General features: G+C 72.5%; 16 protein-coding genes. 11 read left to right on the top strand and 5 right to left on the bottom strand.

Going from position 1 to position 18,182, the window contains the following annotated elements; translation table 11 throughout:
- Positions 1–175: 175 nt before the first annotated feature.
- Both OP04_RS28465 and OP04_RS28460 read right to left on the bottom strand, forming a co-directional pair.
- Entirely contained in the window at positions 176–1,678 is a 1,503-nt protein-coding gene (locus tag OP04_RS28465) for a sensor histidine kinase (protein WP_033342923.1), read from the bottom strand.
- Positions 1,656–2,417 carry a response regulator transcription factor gene (locus tag OP04_RS28460; RefSeq protein WP_051799237.1) on the bottom strand — a complete coding sequence of 254 codons (762 nt, stop codon included), beginning with the start codon at positions 2,415–2,417 and terminating at the stop codon, positions 1,656–1,658. Before OP04_RS28460 ends, OP04_RS28465 begins: the two co-directional genes overlap by 23 nt.
- A gap of 212 nt (positions 2,418–2,629) precedes the next feature.
- Between OP04_RS28460 and OP04_RS28455 the strand changes: the two genes are divergently transcribed.
- From OP04_RS28455 to OP04_RS28445, 3 genes are all read left to right on the top strand, one after another.
- On the top strand, positions 2,630–3,280 hold the full coding sequence (locus OP04_RS28455) for a hypothetical protein (RefSeq protein WP_033342963.1): 651 nt from the start codon (positions 2,630–2,632) through the stop codon (positions 3,278–3,280).
- Between the two features lie 169 nt (positions 3,281–3,449).
- Positions 3,450–4,256, top strand: a complete 807-nt coding sequence (locus OP04_RS50205) for an ATP-binding protein (protein ID WP_157240457.1) — start codon at positions 3,450–3,452, stop codon at positions 4,254–4,256.
- Between the two features lie 45 nt (positions 4,257–4,301).
- Positions 4,302–5,255: a DNA polymerase domain-containing protein gene (locus tag OP04_RS28445; protein ID WP_033342922.1), complete on the top strand. Its 954-nt coding sequence runs from the start codon at positions 4,302–4,304 to the stop codon at positions 5,253–5,255.
- Positions 5,256–5,262: 7 nt separating this feature from the next.
- Here OP04_RS28445 and OP04_RS28440 read toward each other — a convergent pair whose 3' ends face one another.
- The gene (locus OP04_RS28440; RefSeq protein ID WP_033342921.1) at positions 5,263–5,949 is read right to left on the bottom strand and encodes a TetR/AcrR family transcriptional regulator; all 687 of its coding nucleotides are present in this window, start codon (positions 5,947–5,949) and stop codon (positions 5,263–5,265) included.
- 94 nt (positions 5,950–6,043) lie between these two features.
- Here OP04_RS28440 and OP04_RS28435 point away from each other — a divergent pair, with 94 nt between their 5' ends.
- Complete coding sequence (locus tag OP04_RS28435) at positions 6,044–7,471, top strand: DHA2 family efflux MFS transporter permease subunit (RefSeq protein ID WP_033342920.1); 1,428 nt, start codon at positions 6,044–6,046, stop codon at positions 7,469–7,471.
- On the opposite strand, the gene OP04_RS28430 is transcribed toward OP04_RS28435, so the two are convergent.
- Positions 7,461–8,936 carry a GGDEF domain-containing protein gene (locus OP04_RS28430; protein ID WP_033342919.1) on the bottom strand — a complete coding sequence of 492 codons (1,476 nt, stop codon included), beginning with the start codon at positions 8,934–8,936 and terminating at the stop codon, positions 7,461–7,463. The two genes, OP04_RS28435 and OP04_RS28430, sit on opposite strands and share 11 nt — an antisense overlap.
- A gap of 135 nt (positions 8,937–9,071) precedes the next feature.
- On the opposite strand from OP04_RS28430, the gene OP04_RS28425 reads away from it, so the two are divergent.
- Positions 9,072–9,461: a tetratricopeptide repeat protein gene (locus tag OP04_RS28425; RefSeq protein WP_033342961.1), complete on the top strand. Its 390-nt coding sequence runs from the start codon at positions 9,072–9,074 to the stop codon at positions 9,459–9,461.
- On the opposite strand, the gene OP04_RS28420 is transcribed toward OP04_RS28425, so the two are convergent.
- Positions 9,428–10,366: a DMT family transporter gene (locus OP04_RS28420; protein WP_085066829.1), complete on the bottom strand. Its 939-nt coding sequence runs from the start codon at positions 10,364–10,366 to the stop codon at positions 9,428–9,430. The two genes, OP04_RS28425 and OP04_RS28420, sit on opposite strands and share 34 nt — an antisense overlap.
- Here OP04_RS28420 and OP04_RS28415 point away from each other — a divergent pair.
- The 6 genes from OP04_RS28415 to OP04_RS28390 all read left to right on the top strand — a co-directional run bounded on the left by OP04_RS28415 (position 10,365) and on the right by OP04_RS28390 (position 18,181).
- Positions 10,365–11,771, top strand: coding sequence for an aminotransferase-like domain-containing protein (locus tag OP04_RS28415; protein WP_033342918.1), 1,407 nt, complete (start codon positions 10,365–10,367; stop codon positions 11,769–11,771). The two genes, OP04_RS28420 and OP04_RS28415, sit on opposite strands and share 2 nt — an antisense overlap.
- Positions 11,772–11,840: 69 nt before the next feature.
- Positions 11,841–14,375, top strand: coding sequence for a glycoside hydrolase family 9 protein (locus OP04_RS28410; RefSeq protein ID WP_033342917.1), 2,535 nt, complete (start codon positions 11,841–11,843; stop codon positions 14,373–14,375).
- Between the two features lie 84 nt (positions 14,376–14,459).
- Positions 14,460–14,792: a hypothetical protein gene (locus tag OP04_RS28405; protein ID WP_033342916.1), complete on the top strand. Its 333-nt coding sequence runs from the start codon at positions 14,460–14,462 to the stop codon at positions 14,790–14,792.
- A gap of 121 nt (positions 14,793–14,913) precedes the next feature.
- The gene (locus OP04_RS28400; RefSeq protein WP_033342915.1) at positions 14,914–16,125 is read left to right on the top strand and encodes a PP2C family protein-serine/threonine phosphatase; all 1,212 of its coding nucleotides are present in this window, start codon (positions 14,914–14,916) and stop codon (positions 16,123–16,125) included.
- Positions 16,125–17,732: a sensor histidine kinase gene (locus tag OP04_RS28395; RefSeq protein ID WP_051799234.1), complete on the top strand. Its 1,608-nt coding sequence runs from the start codon at positions 16,125–16,127 to the stop codon at positions 17,730–17,732. The genes OP04_RS28400 and OP04_RS28395 overlap by 1 nt, the downstream gene beginning before the upstream one ends.
- Positions 17,729–18,181 (top strand): response regulator, encoded by a 453-nt coding sequence (locus tag OP04_RS28390; protein ID WP_033342914.1) that lies wholly within the window; start codon positions 17,729–17,731, stop codon positions 18,179–18,181. The genes OP04_RS28395 and OP04_RS28390 overlap by 4 nt, the downstream gene beginning before the upstream one ends.
- The last annotated feature ends 1 nt before the right edge of the window (position 18,182 follow it).

Raw genomic sequence — 18,182 nt, 5'->3', positions numbered from 1 at the left:
GAGGTCATGGGACTTCGTCCTTCGCTCAGCGAACTGGATTGCGGCATTGACGACAAGCCAGGCTTTACGGCCGAAAGCCCATGCTCGATGACCAGGATCGACCGGACATCTCACTGTCCGCTCTGGCGAGGCTGTGGAGAGGCTGTGAATACGTGAGCGACCTGCGACGGCGAGATTACGCCCCGACCGGCACCCGGTCCGCGACCAGCGGCATCGATACCAGGAACTCGGTACGCCCCGGCCGGCTGCGCACGTCGATGCGCCCGCCGTGCGCGGTCACCACCGCGTGCACGATCGCCAGCCCTAGCCCGGTGCTGCCCGCGGCGCGCGACCGGGAGCTGTCTCCGCGCGCGAACCGTTCGAAGATGTGCGGCAGCAGGTCCGGCGGGATGCCCGGCCCGGCATCGGCCACCATGATCGCGGCCAGCCCGTTCCGCACGCCCACGGACACGGTGACCTCGGTACCGGGCGGCGTGTGCGTGCGCGCGTTCGCCAGCAGGTTCGCCACCACCTGGTGCAGCCGGGCCCGGTCGCCGAGCACCTCCACGCCCTCCGGCGGCAGGTCCAGCCGCCAGACGTGCTGCGGCCCGGCCGCGTGCGCGTCGCTGACCGTGTCCACCGCGAGCATCGCCAGGTCGACCGGCTCGTTCTCCAGCGGCCGCCCGGCGTCCAGCCGGGCCAGCAGCAGCATGTCCTCGACCAGCAGCGTCATGCGTTTCGCCTCGGACTCGACGCGGTTCAGCACGTGCGCGACCTCGTCCGGCACCTGCTGGCGGCTCCGGCGGGTCAGCTCGGCGTACCCCCGGATCGCGGCCAGCGGCGTGCGCAGCTCATGGCTGGCATCGGCGACGAACTGACGCACCTGGGTCTCGCTGGCGTGCCGGGCCGCGAGCGCGGCCTCCACGTTGCCGAGCATGCGGTTGAGCGCGGCGCCGACCTGCCCGACCTCGGTGCGCGGATCGGTGAACTCCTCCGGCAGCCGCTCCGCGAGCGCGACCTCGCCGCGGTCCAGCGGCAGCTCGGCGACCCGGCCCGCGGTCGCGGCGACGCGCCGGAGCGGGCGCAGCATCCGGCGGATGATCACGATTCCGGCGAAGCCCGCCACGATCAGCGCGCCGATGGTGACCACGGCGAGGATCACGGCCACGCCGACCTGGGTCTGCTCGATCTCCCTGGTGGGCAGCCCGGTGATGACCAGGTCTTTCGTCGGGCCCCGCAGCGCGGCTTTGAGGCGGTAGTTCCCGTACCCCTCCAGGTAGTAGGTTCTCGGACGGCCGTCGGCCGGGATCGTGGCCAGCATGGCGAAGAGCGCACTGCCGCCGTCGATTTCCTGCAGGTCCATGCCGAGGATGCGCACGCCGGGGCGGCTGCCGTCGAGGTAGGCGACGAGAGTGCCGGGCGGCTGCCCGGGGCCGATCCATTTGTCCCGGTCCGGCCCGCTGCCGCCGTTGGAGAGCTCCTCCGGGCGGTCGTACTTCCCGGTGTTCTGCACCGCGGTCTCCAGCTGCCGGTCGAGTTGGGCCTGGAGGTTGTTGTGCAGCGCGACCTCGGTGACCGCGGAGATCAGCAGGCAGGCCGCGGCCAGCAGCGCCAGCATGGTGGCGACCAGGCGGGTCCGCAGCGGCCAGCCCTTCGGCCCTCGTGGCCGCCTCCGCTCAGTCCGCGGGCTTGAGGACATAGCCGGCACCGCGCATCGTGTGGATCATCGGCTTCCGGCCTGCGTCGATCTTCTTGCGCAGGTAGGAGATGTAGAGCTCGACCACGTTCGCCTGGCCGCCGAAGTCGTAGTTCCACACCCGGTCCAGGATCTGCGCCTTGGACAGCACCCGGCGCGGGTTGCGCATCAGGTACCGCAGCAGCTCGAACTCGGTCGCGGTGAGCGTGATCTGGTCGCCGCCGCGGCTCACCTCGTGGCTGTCCTCGTCCAGCGTCAGGTCGCCGACGATCAGCTCCGCGTCCGAGCGCATCGCGGCCCGGCCGGCCCGGCGCATCAGCCCGCGCAGCCGCGCGACGACCTCCTCCAGGCTGAACGGCTTCGTCACGTAGTCGTCGCCGCCCGCGGTCAGGCCCGCGATCCGGTCCTCCACCGAGTCCTTCGCGGTCAGGAACAGCACCGGCATCTCCGGCGCCTCGCCGCGCAGCCGGCGCAGCACCTCCAGCCCGTCCATGTCCGGCAGCATCACGTCCAGGATCACCGCGTCCGGCCGGAACTCGCGCGCGGCCCGCACCGCGCCACCGCCGTCGCCGGCCGAACGCACCTCCCAGCCCTCGTAGCGCAGCGCCATGGACAGCAGCTCGGCCAGCGTGGACTCGTCGTCGACCACCAGCACCCGGACCGGACTGCCGTCGGCGCGGCGAAGTTCCGGGCGGGATCCGGCGGTGGTGTCGCGAAAGTCGGAGTGCATCGTCGTCGTCATGCTCCCGATGGTTCGCCCGCCATCTAGGCAGGGCCTTTACCGACCCTGTGTAACACCTGTGAGGCTGGTCAGGACCCAAATCACGATCATCAGGGGGTACGGGTTCCGAGCGCTCTCCGAGCAAGGTCTGACCGGTCTTGAAGGTGCGACCGCTTGCATGGTGCGGCGCCGTGGCCCTGCCGGGCCGCGGCCGGTCGATCGAGGAGGCAGTCGTGCCTGTAAGTGCAAGTGCACACGCCCGTCGCCGGTTCGCAGCCGTCGCGCTGGCCGGTTCCGCGGCGCTGATGCTGGCCGCGGGCTGCGGTAGCTCGTCCGACAGCACGGACGGCTCCGGCGGGGACGGGCAGAACGCGCTCGCCGCCTACGCGGCCTGCCTCAAGGAGCAGGGCATCGAGGTGACGATCCCGACCGCGAACCCGTCCCGCGGCGCCCGTCCTTCCGGCGGCGCGTTCCCGTCCGGCGGCGCGTTCCCTTCGGGCGGCGCGTTTCCGCAGGGGTCCGGACGGCCGACCGCGTTCCCGTCCGGCGGTCCGGGCGGTGGCGGCCAGCGCGGCGGTGGCGGCGGCTTCGCGAACCAGCTCAAGCCGGACGGCGTCGACGAGGCGGCCTGGACCGCCGCGACCGAGGCCTGCGCGGACTCGCTGCCGCAGATGGGCAACGGCGGCCAGAACGGTGGCGGTCAGGGCGGTCCCGGCGGTGGCCAGGGCGGTCCGGGCGGCGGTCAGGGCGACAACGGGGCCTCGGCCGCGTACGACAACTGCCTCACCGAGAACGGCGTGACCGACACGGCCGCGCTGAACACCGCGGACGCCACGGTCGCGAAGGCGGTCGAGGCCTGCGCCCCGCTCAAGCCCGCGTCCTGACCCAGCCTCGTACCGGAGAATCCCCCGCTCCGCGGTACAACGACGGATTCGGCCGGGCAGATCTGACTGTCCGGTCGGCCCGGTCGCCCCCGCGCCTCCGTCGCCTCTTTGGCGTCACGACGCACTGCCGGTGTGTTGTCCCAGGTAGAGTGCCCTGACACTCGGTCCGATGACGAACTCGGTTACGTTCTCGACCGGACGGGGTGGCCCGGCAGTGAGCAGCGGCACACGACAACTGTCCGCGATCGTCGCGCGCGACGACAGCCGCGGAGCCGTCCTCATCGCCTTCGAGGGTGAGCTGACGCTGCGCAGCGCCGCCCGCGCCCGATCGGTGATCACCAAGGCCCTCGCGGAGTGCCCGGTGGTGGTCATCGTGTCGCTCGACCGGGTGCGGATCGCGCACGACGGCGCGCTCGCGGTCTTCGTGGCGCCGCGCTGGCGGGCCGGGCACTCACCCGAGGCGCCGCTGCTGCTCGTGGCCCGGCCCTCGGTGGCGTCCCGGCTGCGCGTGCTCAACCGCGGCGTCCGCGTGCACTCCACGCTGGACCGGGCGCTGGTCGCGGCGCGGGACCTGCGGGAGGCCAGCCGGTGGGAGCACCTGCGCCTGGACGCGGGCCCGCTGGCCGCGTCGTTCGCACGGTCGATCGTCGGCGACGCCTGTGCCGGCTGGGAGGTGCACGACCTGCTGCACCCGGCCCGCACGGTGGTGTCCGAGCTGGTCAACAACGCGGTCGAGCACGGTGGCACGCCGATCGACGTGACCGTGACGCTGCGCCGGCCGTACCTCTACCTGGTCGTCGCGGACGGCAACCCGGAGCTGCCCCGCCTCGGTCCGGTCAGCGCGTCCGACCCGCGCGCGCCGCTGGCCGAACGGGGTCGCGGCCTGCAGGTGGTGGAGGCCGAGACGCACCGCTGGGGCTTCGCCGTGCTGCCGCAGGGAAAGGCGGTCTGGGCCGCGCTCCGCCTCGCCGGATGATCGCGGAGCCTCGCCGGATGACCTCTGACGTGCGAAGGTGTCACGATGGGTGAGACGCGGGACGGGGTGGACCTGACCAACCTCGACGCCGAGCTCTTCGACGGCGCCGGCGCGACCAAGCGTGACCTGATCGACTATCTGGACGCGGTGTCCGCGCGCTTCCTGCCGCAGCTCGCCGGCCGTCCGCTCTCCGTGATCCGGGTGCTGCGCGGCCAGGACGCGTTCATGCAGAAGAACGTCCCGAAATACACCCCCGGGTGGGTACGCACCGCGGAGGTCTGGGCCGAGGCCTCGCACCGCACGGTCCGCTACGCGCTCTGCGACGACCGCCGCACGCTGCTCTGGTTCGGCAATCAGCGCGCGGTGGAGTACCACCCCGCGCTCGCGACCGCGGAGACCCCGGACCGCCAGACGCACCTGATCATGGACCTGGACCCGCCCGAGGAGGACGGCTCGTTCGGCCTGGCCGTCCGCGCCGCGGCGCTGGTCCAGGAGGCGCTGACCGCGTCCGGCCTGGCCGGCGCCGTGAAGACCAGCGGCGCCAAGGGCCTGCACATCTTCGTGCCGATCCGGGACGGGGACACCGAGCAGGTCGCGGCCGCCACCCGCGCGCTCGCGGCCCGCGCCGAACGCGTCGATCCCGCGCTGGCCACCACCGCGTTCATCCGCGAGGACCGGCACGGCAAGGTCTTCCTGGACGCGACCCGCGCCGGCGGCGCCACCGTGGCCGCGGCCTACAGTCCCCGCCTGCGTCCTGGCGTCCCGGTCTCGTTCCCGGTCGCCTGGTCCGCGCTCGGCGACATCACGCCGTCCGACTTCACCATCCGTACCGCGCCCGCGCTCCTGGCCACCACCGACCCGTGGGCCGACGCGCTCCCGGACCCCCAGCCGCTGCCCGCCGACCTGATCGACGAGGGCCGCACCATCCCGGTCGCCCGCGTCGCCGCCATGCACGAGGGCAGACGCCGCAAGGCCGCCGCCCGCCGCAAGGCCGAGTAACCGCAGGTCAGTCGCGTGCCGGGGCCGAGGCGGGCAGGCCGCGGAGGCCGGAGATGATCAGGTCGAGGCCGAGGTCGAGGAAGTTCTCCTTGATGACGCAGCCGGTGAGCGCGTCGGCGGCGGCCGTGATCCGCGGGTAGCGGCGCGGGGAGAGGCGGGCGAGCGCGGCGCGCTTGGCGCGGATGCGGTCCTCGCGGAGCTCCAGGTCCTGGATGTTGAGCGTGGCCGGGTCGAACGGGATCAGGTTGACCACGGAGCAGAGCGCCTGGTTGCCGACGGCCGCGGCCCGGTCCGTGTCGAAGCCGGCCCTGGCCAGCAGGTCCAGCGCGCGCTCGGCGATGGCGAGGCCGCCGGGCGCGATCAGGATGCGCCGCGGGATCAGCGGCGCGACCTCGGCGTGCGGCGTCAGCACCTCGGCCAGCGCGGCGAAGAGCGCGCGGAGCTGGACGTCCCACGGCTCGTCCGTGGGCTCGGGCAGTGGCACGGACTCGAGCAGATGGTCCGCGAGCGCGTGGATCAGCTCGTCCTTGTCGCGGAAGTGCCGGTAGAGCGCCATCGGCGTGACGCCGTGCTCGGTGGCCAGCCGCCGGATCGTGATGGCGGCCAGTCCTTCGGCGTCGGCGATGGCGAGCGCGCTGACCACGAGCTTCTCCTGGTCGAGGCGCTCCCGGGCGGGGGCGTTGGGGGGCGTCACGTTGACAAGTCTACGACGTAGACCTAGCGTCTACGCCATACGTATACGACGTACACCTACGCCGTATACAACCGAATCCCGAAAGGCTTCCCGAATGCGACGGAGTCCCTGGGCCACGCTCGTCGTGCTGGCCCTGGCGCAGTTCATCGTCGTCCTCGACGTGACGATCGTGAATGTGGCGCTGCCGAACATCCAGTCCGACCTGGACTTCACGCCGGATGGCCTGCAATGGGTGATCAGTGCGTACACGCTGCTCTTCGGCGGCTTCCTGCTGCTCGGCGGCCGCGCGGCCGACCTGCTCGGCCCACGCCGGCTCTTCATCGGCGGCCTGCTGCTCTTCGGCGTGACGTCGCTGATCGCGGGCCTGGCGCCGAACTCGGAGTCACTCATCGCGGCCCGCGCGGCGCAGGGCCTCGGTGGCGCGCTGCTCTCCCCGGCCGCGCTCGCGCTGCTCACCGTCACGTTCCCGCCCGGCCGCGAGCGCAACATCGCGATGGGCGTGTGGGGCGGCCTGGCCGGTCTCGGCGGCACGCTCGGCGTGGTCGCGGGCGGCCTGCTGGTCGACACGCTGGACTGGCGCTGGGTCTTCCTGGTCAACGTGCCGCTGGTGGTGGCGCTGGTCGCGATCACGCCGTTCTTCGTGCGCGACGTCCGGCACACCGCACCCGGTCCGCGCACGTTCGACCTGGCCGGCGCCGTGCTCAGCACGTCCGGGCTGCTCGCGGTGGTCTACGGCGTGGTGCGCGCGGAGCACAGCGGCTGGGGCTCAGCCGAGGTGATCGGCTTCCTGGCCGGCGGCGTGGCGTTGCTCGTCGCGTTCGTGCTGGTGGAGCGGCGTTCGGCGGACCCGCTCGTACCCATGCGGCTGTTCGGTTCTCGGTCGTTGACCACGTCCAGCATCACGCTGGGGCTGAACGGGGCCGGCTTCCTGTCCATGTTCTTCCTGACCGCGATCTATCTGCAGCAGGTGCGCGGCGACACCGCGCTCGAAGCCGGCCTGCACTTCCTGCCGATGGGCGGCGCGGCGATCGTCGCGGCCGTGGTGGCCAGTCAGCTCGTCACGCGCCTCGGCACCCGTCCCGTGCAGCTCGGCGGCGCCGTGCTCAGCGTGGCCGGCCTGCTGGTGCTGACGCTGGTGGGCACGGACGACTCCTACGCCACCGGCCTGCTCCCGGGCCTGGTGCTGTTCGGCGCCGGGATCATCGCGGTCAGCGTGCCCGGCCAGATCAACGCGGTCTCCGAGGTGGCGAACCACGAGGCCGGAGCCGCGTCCGGCCTGGTCTCCGCGGTCTACCAGATCGGCGGCGCGCTCGGCCTCGCGGTCGTGACCACGCTGTCGCTCACCCACGTCACGGACCAGCTGACCGCCGGCGTCGCACCGCAGCAGGCGCTGGTCGACGGCTTCCACCGGGGCATCCTGGTCGCGGCCGCCTTCGCCGTGGTCAACATCGCGGTCGCGCTCAGCGCCCCGCAGACCACCCCGGACGCCGAGCAACTCGCCGAAGCCGCCGCTACGGCGTGAACGAGATGTGGGCCGGATCGGCTCGGGCGGCCGGCAGTGCGTCGGCCGCCTGGGCGATCAGCTCCTCCGGCGTGATCTGCACGGGCTGGCGGTCGTCGAGCATCGAGACGCCGACCGCGGGGTGCAGCAGCACGGTCTGACCGGCCGAGGCCAGCGGCTGCCGGGCGGCGGTGACCAGGCGTTTCGCCAGGCGTTCCACGTTCGCGGTGTCGCCGACGCTCTCCGCGATCACCACGAACTCGTCCGTGCCGGTCCGGGCGATCACGTCGCCGCGGCGCAGCGAGGCGGCGAGCCGGCCGGACAGCACCTTCACCAGCTGCCCGGCCACGTCCGCGGACAGGCCCTTGAGCAGCGCGTTCAGGTCGCCGAGCTGGATGACGAGCGCGGCGGCGAGCCCGGCGCCGCCGGCCCAGGACGTCAGCACGCGCTCCAGGTGGTCGCGCAGGAAGCGGGCGTTGGGCAGGCCGGTGACCGAGTCGTGCAGCACGGTGCGTTCGAGCAGGCCACGGGTGCCGAGGTCGTGGTCGATGGCGATCACGCCGATGATCCGGCCCTGCTTGTCGGCGAGCCCGGTGAGCGTGCGGGTGACCGCGACCCGCTCGCCGTCCGCGCGCCGCTGCGTGAGGTCCAGGGTCACGGACCCGGCGCCGGACAGCGTCTCCAGCAGTTCGCCGTACGCGCGCACGGCCGGGGTGCCCTCGCCGGTCTCCGGATCGACCTCGTACGTGTCCATCAGCGTCAGCACGTCGCAGCCGAGCGCCTCGCTGGCGCTGTAGCCGTAGACGCGCTCCGCGGACGCGTTCCAGCCGATCACCTTGCCGTCGTTGTCCCAGGCCACGACCACGTCGGAGAGCTGGTCGAACGCGGTCGCCTGGCGGCGCAGCTCCTCGACCGCGGCGGCGGAGCCGGTGAGCAGCGACGCGGTGTTCACGGTCGAGGCCGCGGTCTCCGCGATCGCCTGGAGAAAAGAGAATTCCTCGTCCGTGTACGCGTCCCGGCCCGCGTCCCGGGTGGCGATCAGCACGCCGCACGGCCACGCGCCGTCGCCCAGCGGGAGCACGGCCACGCTGCTCACGCCGCACACGGCCAGCCAGGGCGCGAGCTGCGGGTCGAACTCCGCGATGTGCCGGCCCATCTCCTCCTGGTTCAGCACGGCCGCGGCGCCGCTGTCGAGCACCGCGTCCACCACGGCGTCGCCGCGCCCGCGCAGCACGCTGGCCGCGCCCTCGCGCAGCAGCATGGCGGAGATCGCGTCGCGGTGGCTGGCGCCCACGCGTACCAGCGAGGAGTTGTCCAGGGAGTAGAGCCAGAGCGTGGCGCCGTCGCCCACGTGGGTGGCGACCGTGCGGGCCACCAGGTCGCCGAAGCGGCGCTCGTCGATCACGGCGTCGTTCACGGCCCGCGCGATGGCGACGATGGCGCGCAGGCGTCTCGTCTCGGGCGAGGGCGTCGCGGGCAGACCCAAGTCGTCCTCCTCCGAGCTGATTCGATCGGCCTATCGGCCGGGGCCGCGGAAACCTGAGGCGGAACAGTCGCCGTATTCGCGTTGTTGTGAAACCGTTGGCGCGGGGTTCGTGAAACCCGGTTGGAGGAGGCGGCTGTGGATCTTCTGGCTGAGTACCGGCGGGCGACGATGTACTTCGAGACGGGCGACCCCCTCGGGGCCTCCCGGCTGTTGGAGCCGATCGTGGAGGCGGAGCCGCACAACGCATCCGTGCGGCAGCTGCTGGCCCGTTCCTATTTCATGTCCGCCCAGCTCAAGGGCGCCGAGAAGCAGTTGCGGGCGCTCATCGAGCTCGACCCGACCGATCATTACGCCCACCACGTGCTGGGGCGCACGCTGGAGCGCGGCGGCCGGTTGGCCGAGGCGCTCCCGTTCCTCCGGCTGGCGCTGGCCATGCACCACCGGCCGGAGTACGAGGACGCGCTGCGCCGTGTGGAGGGCCTGGTCAACATTCACGAGCGCGCGGACAGGCGCGCCGCCGGTTGAGCGGTCGCGGCCGCGCGGGTGCGCTGGGTCAGCAGCACGCAGACCAGCACCAGCGCGGCCGCGGCCATGGTCGGCACCGAGATCCGCTCGCCGAGCAGCAGCGCGGACCAGCCCAGCGTGAGCACGGGCTGGATCAGCTGGACCTGGCCGACCCGGGCGACACCACCGGCGGCCAGGCCGGCGTACCAGGCGAAGAACCCGAGGAACATCGAGATCGCGGTGACGTAGACCAGCCCGGCCCAGGCCGTGGCGGACGGGTGCTGCGGCGGGTGCAGCATCAGCGACAGGCCGGTGACCGGCGCCGTGACCGGCAGCGAGAGCACCAGCGCCCAGCAGATCGTGCGCGCACCGCCCAGCTCACGGGCGAGCGCGCCGCCCTCGGCGTATCCGAGCGCGGCCAGCAGCACCGCGCCGAGCAGCAGCAGGTCGGCCGCGTGCAGCCCGCCGCTGACCCCGCCGCTGACCAGCAGGAATCCGAGCACCGCGACGAGACCTGCCGTGCTCGCGCCCCAGAACGCGCGCGGCGGGCGCTCGCCGCCGCGCAGCACCGCGAAGACCGCGGTCATGGCCGGGAGCAGCGCGATCACCACGGCGCCGTGCGCGGAGGTGGAGGTGATCAGCGCGAGCGTGGTGCAGACCGGGAAGCCGAAGACGACGCCGAGCGCGACCAGCGCGAGCCGCCGCCACTGGGGTCCGGACGGCCGCGGCGCGCGCACCACGACCAGGTAGGCGATCGCGAGCAACCCGGCGCCGGTGGCGCGCCCGACGCCGATCAGCCACGGATCGAAGCCGCGGAGCGCGAGCGCGGTGGCCGGCAGCGTGAAGCTGAAGCAGAGCACGCCGAGCAGTCCGAGCCCGAGACCCGTTATCGGGTTTCGCGCGATACCGTTACTCTTGACCGTCATGGGAGACGATAACGCAGGCGAGAGTGTTATCCAAGCGCTGCGCGCTGCCGTGGCCGCCTCGGTGCCCGGCGCGCGGCTGCCCTCGGTCCGCGAGCTGATCGCCCGGCACCACGTCTCCCCGTTCACCGTGCAGGCCGCGATCCGGCGCCTGACCGTGGAAGGTCTGGTGGAGTCGCGGCCGGGCAGCGGCACGTTCGTGCTGAGCCGGCCGGTCGAGGTGGATGCGGACGATCTCGGCTGGCAGGCCGTCGCGCTCGGCCCGCGCGCGGACGGCGAGGGCGCGATGCAGGAACTGTTATCGCTTCCACGGCCGGGCGCGATACCACTGTCCGGTGGTTACCTGGACGCGGAGCTGGCGCCGACCGCCGCGCTCGGTGCCGCGCTGGCCCGTGCGGCCCGCCGCCCCGCGTCCTGGGATCGCGGGCCGGTGGAGGGCCGTCTGGACCTGCGCGCCTGGTTCGCCCGGGAGACCGGGTCCGCGCTGCGCGCCGAGGACATGAGCATCTGCCCCGGCGGTCAGTCCGCGCTGGCCACCGCGTTCCGCGCGCTCGCGTCGCCGGGCGACACCGTGCTGGTGGACGCGCCCACCTACCTGGGCGCGATCGCGGCGGCCCGCGCGGCCGGGCTGCGGGTGGTGCCGGTGCCGTCCGACGCGCAGGGGGTGCGCCCGGAGCTGCTGGAGGCCGCGTTCGCCCGGACCGGCGCGCGGCTCTACTACTGTCAGCCGCTCTACGCGAACCCGCACGGCGCCACGCTCGGACCGCGGCGGCGCGCGGAGGTGCTGGCGGCGGTCCGCCGGGCCGGCGCGTTCCTGATCGAGGACGACTACGCTCGCGACCTGGTGATCGACGGCGATCCACCGCCCCCGCTGGCCGCGATGGACGCGGGCGGGCACGTGGTCTACCTACGCTCGCTCACCAAGGCGGCCGCGGCCGGGCTACGGGTGGCCGCGATCGGCGCGCGCGGGGCGGCCGGCGCCCGGCTGCGCGCGGTCCGGGTGCTGGACGACTTCTTCGTGGCCGGCCCGCTGCAGGAGGCCGCGCTGGACTTCGTCACGTCGCCGGCCTGGGTGCGGCATCGGCGCACGCTGCGGTCGCACCTGCGGCAACGGCGGGACGCGCTGGTCGCGGCGCTGCACCGGGAGCTGCCGGAGGAGGCGCGCACGCTGGCCGTACCCGCGGGGGGTCTGCATCTGTGGTGGCGGCTGCCGGACGGGGTGGACGACGTGGCGGTGGCGGCCGAGGCGCTCGCGCGCGACGTGGTGGTCTCGCCGGGCCGGCCCTGGTACGCGGCCGAGCCGGACGGCCCGCATCTGCGGCTCACGTTCGCGCTGGCCGCGCCTGCCCAACTGGCCGAGGGTGTGGTGCGATTGGCGGCGGCGGTCGCGGCGGCATCGATTCATTGACATATCCGAAACGAGTTGTCACGATACCGGAAACCTGGGAGCGCTCCCACCTCTGAAGGGACTCCGCGAGTGAGCAGACCGAGAGCAGCGGCGGCACTCGTTGCCGTGACGACCGCCGTGGCCGTGGCCGGGGCGGTGCCCGCGCACGCGGCCGGACCCGAGCAGATCGTCAACGGCACCTTCGACAACGGGCTCACCGCACCCTGGTGGACCACCGCGAACCTGACGCCGGCCGTCACGGACGGGCGGCTCTGCGTGGACGTGCCCGGCGGCACGACCAACCCGTGGGACGCGATCATCGGCCAGGACGGGGTGCCGCTGACGGCCGGCGAGACGTACGAGTTCTCGTTCTTCGGCATCGCCACGCCCGCCACGCCGGTCCGCGCGCTGATCCAGCTGCCGGTCGACCCGTGGACCACGTACCTGGCCGAGGTGCCGGTGGTGAACGTGTCCGGCGACGTCTACACGTACGTGTTCACCTCGCCGGTCGATCTGCCGGCCGCGCAGGTCGCGTTCCAGATCGGCGGCAGCACGAACCCGTGGCGGCTCTGCCTGGACGACGTGTCGCTGACCGGCGGCGCGGAGGAGGAGCCCTGGGAGCCGGAGACCGGCCCGCGCCTCAAGGTCAACCAGGTCGGTTACCTGCCGGACGGCCCGAAGAACGCCACGCTGGTCACGGACACGCTCACACCGGTGGACTGGGTGCTGCGAGACGCCGCCGGAGCAGAGAAAGCCCAAGGACAGAGCCGCCCACGGGGTACGGACGGCAGCTCCGGCCTGACCGTCCACAGCATCGACCTCGGCGCGTTCACCGGCAGCGGCCAGGGATTCACGCTGGTCGCGGACGGTGAGACCAGCCACCCGTTCGACATCGCCGCCGGGCTCTACACCACGCTGAGCGCGGACGCGCTGAAGTTCTACTACACGCAGCGCAGCGGCATCGCCATCGACGACGGGCTGCGCCCCGGCTACGGCCGCCCGGCCGGGCACGTGCAGGTCGCGCCGAACCGCGGCGACCTCGAGGTGCCCTGCCGGCCCGGCGTCTGCGACTACACGCTGGACGTCTCCGGCGGCTGGTACGACGCCGGCGACCACGGCAAGTACGTGGTGAACGGCGGCATCTCCGTCCACCAGCTGATGAGCGAGTTCGAGCGCGCACCCGCGCTGCACCCCGACGGCGCGCTGAGCCTGCCGGAGAGCGGCAACGGCGTGCCGGACCTGCTCGACGAGGCCCGCTGGGAGCAGGAGTTCCTGCTCAGCATGCAGGTCCCGGCCGGTGAGGAACTGGCCGGCATGGCCCACCACAAGATCCACGACGCGGCCTGGACCGGCCTCCCGCTGCTGCCGCACCTGGACCCGCAGCCCCGTGAGCTGCACGCGCCGTCGACCGCGGCCACGCTCAACCTGGCCGCGACCGCGGCGCAGGCGGCCCGCCTCTTCGCCCCCTATGACGCCGCGTTCGCGGCGCGCAACCTGGAAGCCGCCCGCACCGCCTGGACCGCGGCCGTGGCACACCCCGCGATCTACGCTTCCGCGGACGACGGCATCGGCGGCGGCGCCTACAACGACGGCACCGTCACGGACGAGTTCTACTGGGCCGCGGCCGAGCTCTACCTGACCACCGGTGAGCAGGCGTTCCAGGACCATCTCGAAGGCTCGCCGCTGCACACGGCCGACATCTGGGACGAGCGCGGCTTCAGCTGGGGGAGCACGGCGCAACTCGGCCGCCTCGACCTGGCCACCGTGCCGAACACGCTGCCGGACCGCGCCCGCGTACGGCAGTCCGTGCTGGACGGCGCCGAGAGGTACCTGACGATCCAGGGGGGCTCCGCGTTCGGCCTGACCTACGACCCGGCGAACCACCGCTTCGACTGGGGCTCCAACAGCGGCGTGCTCAACAACGCGATCGTGCTGGCCACGGCGTACGACCTGAGCGGCGACCCGCGCTTCCGGGCCGGCGCGCTGCAGGGGCTCGACTACGTGCTGGGCCGCAACGCGCTCGGCCAGTCCTACGTGACCGGCTACGGCGAGCAGGACTCGGAGAACCAGCACAGCCGCTGGTACGCCCACCAGCTCAACCCGGACCTGCCGCACCCGCCGGCCGGCACGCTCGCCGGCGGGCCGAACTCGGACATCCAGGACCCGGTCGCGCAGCGGCTGCTCTCCGGGTGCGCCGCGCAGTTCTGCTACGTGGACGACATCGAGAGCTGGTCCACGAACGAGCTGACCATCAACTGGAACGCGCCGCTGGCCTGGATGGCGTCGTTCGCCGCGTCCGTGCCGACGGGGAGCTGCGCGGTCACGTACACCACGCACGGGCGGTGGCCGGGCGGCTTCACCGCGCAGGTCACGGTGGCGAACACCGGCCCGGAGGCGATCGACGGCTGGGCGCTGCGCTGGGACCTTCCGGCCGGTCAGAGCATCGCGCAGGGGTGGAGTGCGAACTTCACCCAGAAGGGGTCGAGCGTGGTCGCCGGGGCGTACCCCTGGAATCGGCTCATCCGGCCGGGCACGGCCGTGACCTTCGGTTTCACCGGCAGGAGCGCATCCGCGACGGACCCGGCGCCGGCGTTGTTCCGGCTCAACGGCACGACCTGCGGGTGAGGTACGCGTCCCGGGGGTGGTATGCCGACCACTCCCGGGACGCCCCGCTGGGGAATGCGGGGGCCGGTGCCCTAGCGTGGACACATGTCGCGTATCCCCGACCTCGCGGCCGCGCTCGAGCGTTTCCTCGAGCGGGTCGAGCCGTACGACACCGCGCCCGACGGTGCCGTGGCGGCGACGGTCCAGCTGGGGCGACGGCGTGCGGACCTGACCGACCGCACCGCCCGCGCGCTGATCGCCGCCCTCGACGCGTACACCGACCCCGACGACCGCGGACGATGCGCCTCGTGCGGCTCCCGCCGGCTCGACACCTCGCTGGCCTGCCAGGACTGCGGCCGCGTGGGCGGCATCTTCGGCGAGACGCTGGCGGCGCGGGCCGAGCAGATCCAGAGCTGGGGGACGTCACCCACGTCATGAGCTCAGCTTCGTACCAAATAGACGGCAGCCTGCGTTCCGTGTTGTGCGTGCGCGCCGTTTCGGCCACGATCAGCGATGCTTCGCCCGCCGACCATCCGGAACGAGTAGCGGTGACCCATAGATGAACGTCCCGCCCGCTACGCGGGGTCTGCCCCGCGACAGTGTCGCGCCCTCCCTCGGCGGGCGCCTCCACGTCCTTCTGATCGAGGACGACGAAGGGGACGCGTTCCTGGTCGAGGAGCTGCTCGCCGAGGCGAACGCGGCCGTGGAGCTCACCGTGGCACGCAGCCTGACCGAGGCACAGAGCCGCATCAACGGCGTCGACTGCATCCTGCTGGACCTCGGACTGCCCGACGCGCAGGGCCTGGACGGGCTCCGCCGCGTGCTGACCATGGCCGGCCGCGCCGCGGTCTGCGTGCTCACCGGCCGGCAGGACGAGCACCTCGGCGTCGACGCCGTGGCCGAGGGCGCACAGGACTACCTGGTCAAGGGCCAGGTCGACGGCGTGCTGCTGACCCGGGCGCTGCGGTACGCGGTCGAGCGCAAGCGCGCCGACGAGAACGCGCTCCGGCTGCGCGAGGCCGAGCTGCGCCAGGCCGAGTCCGCCCGTCTGGAGCGCGGCCTGCTGCCCCAGCCGCTGCTGCGCGACACCAAGCAGGCGGCGGTGCACATGTTCTACCGTCCCGGCCGCAGCCGGGGCCTGATCGGCGGCGACTTCTACGACGTGGTGCAGACCGCGGAGGGGCACCTGCAGCTGATCGTGGGCGACGTCTGCGGGCACGGCGTGGACGAGGCCGCGCTCGGCGTCGAGCTCCGGGTCGCCTGGCGGGCGCTGGTCATCGCGGGCGTGCCGGACGACGAGATCCTGCCCGCGCTGGAGCAGGTGCTGATCAGCGAGCGCCGGCTGCCGGAGATCTTCACGACGGTCGCCGCGATCAAGCTGGACCTGGACGGCAACCGCGCCACCGTACGTCTGGCCGGCCACCCGCAACCGCTGCTGCTCACCGGCGGCGAGGTGAAACCGATCCCGGCGCCGAACGGGCTGCTGCTCGGCGTCAGCCCGCGCCCGGTCCGCTCGTTCGACGTGCAGTTCCCGTCCGAGGACTGGTCGATCCTGATGTATACGGACGGCCTGATCGAGGGGCACATCGGCCAGGGCGCGGAGCGGCTCGACGTCTCCGGCCTCTGCCGGCTGCTCTCCGTGCCGCCGGCGACGGACATCCCGCTCGCCGAGCTGCCGCCCTGGCTGGTCGGTCGCGCGGAGGAGCTGAACGGCGGCGCGCTCGCCGACGACGTGGCCATGCTGTTGATCTCGCGGGGGAGGGGTCGCTGATGGCGGCCGTGCAGGGTTGGACGCTGCGGCAGCGGGCGGTCGCGCTGACCGTCGTGGTGGGGGTGATCTTCGCCGGTCTGGCCGGCGTCGCCGCGTTCACCGCCGCCGAGAGCCGGGAGGGCCTGACCGTCCTGCTGGACAAGACCGGACCGATGCGGGTCGCCGGTGAGAGCCTGCAGAGCGCGCTGCTCGACCAGGAGACCGCCGTCCGCGGCTACGCGCTCACCGGGGACGTGGAGGACCTGACGCCTTACCGCAGCGGGTCCGACACCGAGCAGAACATCTTCCGGCAGATGAACGATTTGCTCGGTGACAGCGCCGAGGACAACCGGGTGCGCGAGCAGCTGGAGGCCGTCGAGTCCGGCGCCCAGGAGTGGCGCGCCGTCATCGCGGAGCCGGTGATCGCGGCCGTCCAGGCCGGTGACCGCCCGCGGGCGCAGCAGATCATCGACCAGGGCAGCCGCCAGCGGTTCGACGTGCTCCGCGCGGACGTGTCCAAGCTCCAGGACGACATTCTCACGCTGCGGAACGTCTTCGCGGACCAGACCGTGACCGCCAGCAACCTGCTGGTGTTCCTGCTGGTCCTGGCCGCCGCCGTGATCATAGTGGCCGGTGCGGCGCTGCTGGTCCTGCTGGAGCGGTTCGTGGTCCGCCCGGTCACCGACCTCGCGGCCGAGGTGCGACTGGTCGCGTCCGGCGACTACCAGCACCGGATCACCGGGTCCGGCGCGCCCGAGCTGGCCGCGCTCGCCGCGGACGTGGACGGGATGCGCCGCAAGATCGCCGACGATCTGGCCGAGGTCACCCGGGCACGCGCCGCGATAGAGGCGACCAACAAGCGGCTGGAGGAGCAGACCGAGGAGCTCACCCGGTCCAACCGCGACCTGGAGCAGTTCGCCTACGTCGCCTCGCACGACCTGCAGGAGCCGCTGCGCAAGGTGGCCAGCTTCTGCCAGCTGCTGCAACGGCGCTACGGCGGCAAGCTCGACGAGCGCGCCGACCAGTACATCTACTTCGCGGTCGACGGCGCGCAGCGCATGCAGCGCCTGATCAACGACCTGCTGGCGTTCTCCCGGATCGGCCGGATCACGGCCGGCTTCACCGAGGTCAACCTGCAGAAGGTGATGGACGAGGTCAGCGGCCAGCTCGACGCGGCCCGGGAGTACGCGGACGGTGAGATCATCTACCACGATCTGCCCGTCATCCGCGGCGAGGAACCGCTGCTCACCAACCTGCTGGCCAACCTGGTCAACAACGCGCTGAAGTTCCGCAAGCCCGAGGTGCCGCCGCGCGTCGAGATCAAGTCCCGCCGGGTCGGCGACCAGTGGGAGATCAGCTGCGAGGACAACGGCATCGGCATCGAGGCCGAGTTCGTGGACAAGGTCTTCGTGATCTTCCAGCGGCTGCACGCGAAGGACGCGTACCCGGGCACCGGAATCGGACTGGCCATCGCCAAGAAGATCGTCGAGTACCATGGTGGCCGAATTTGGATCGATTCGGACTACACCGGGGGCACGGCCATCAGGTTCATGTTCCCGGCCATCGCCGCAGCGACCGAGCTGCCCTCTGACCAGGGCTCCCCGCAGCTCCAGGAGGAGAAGGCATGACCGCGCCAGCCGATGGTAAGAGCCCGATCGAGGTGCTGCTGGTCGAGGACGATCCCGGCGACGTCCTGATGACCCAGGAGGCGTTCGAGGAGCACAAGCTCCGGAACCGGCTCACGGTCGTGTCCGACGGCGCGGAGGCGCTCGCCTACCTCCGCCAGGAGGGCAAGTACGAGAACTCGATCCTGCCCGACCTGATCCTGCTCGACCTCAACCTCCCCCGGCGGGACGGCCGCGAGGTGCTGGAGGAGATCAAGCGGGACGAGAAGCTGCGCCGCATCCCGGTCGTGGTGCTCACCACCTCCCAGGCCGACGAGGACATCCTCCGCAGCTACCAGCTCCACGCGAATGCGTATGTGACGAAGCCTGTCGACTTCGACCGCTTCATCGCGGTGGTCCGGCAGATCGACGAGTTCTTCGTCAGCGTCGTGAAGCTGCCGCCGCGCTCTTGAG

This window comes from Catenuloplanes japonicus (assembly GCF_000717135.1).
In the GTDB taxonomy this organism is placed as follows: domain Bacteria; phylum Actinomycetota; class Actinomycetes; order Mycobacteriales; family Micromonosporaceae; genus Catenuloplanes; species Catenuloplanes japonicus.
This window is presented reverse-complemented; position numbering and strand designations above follow the sequence as displayed.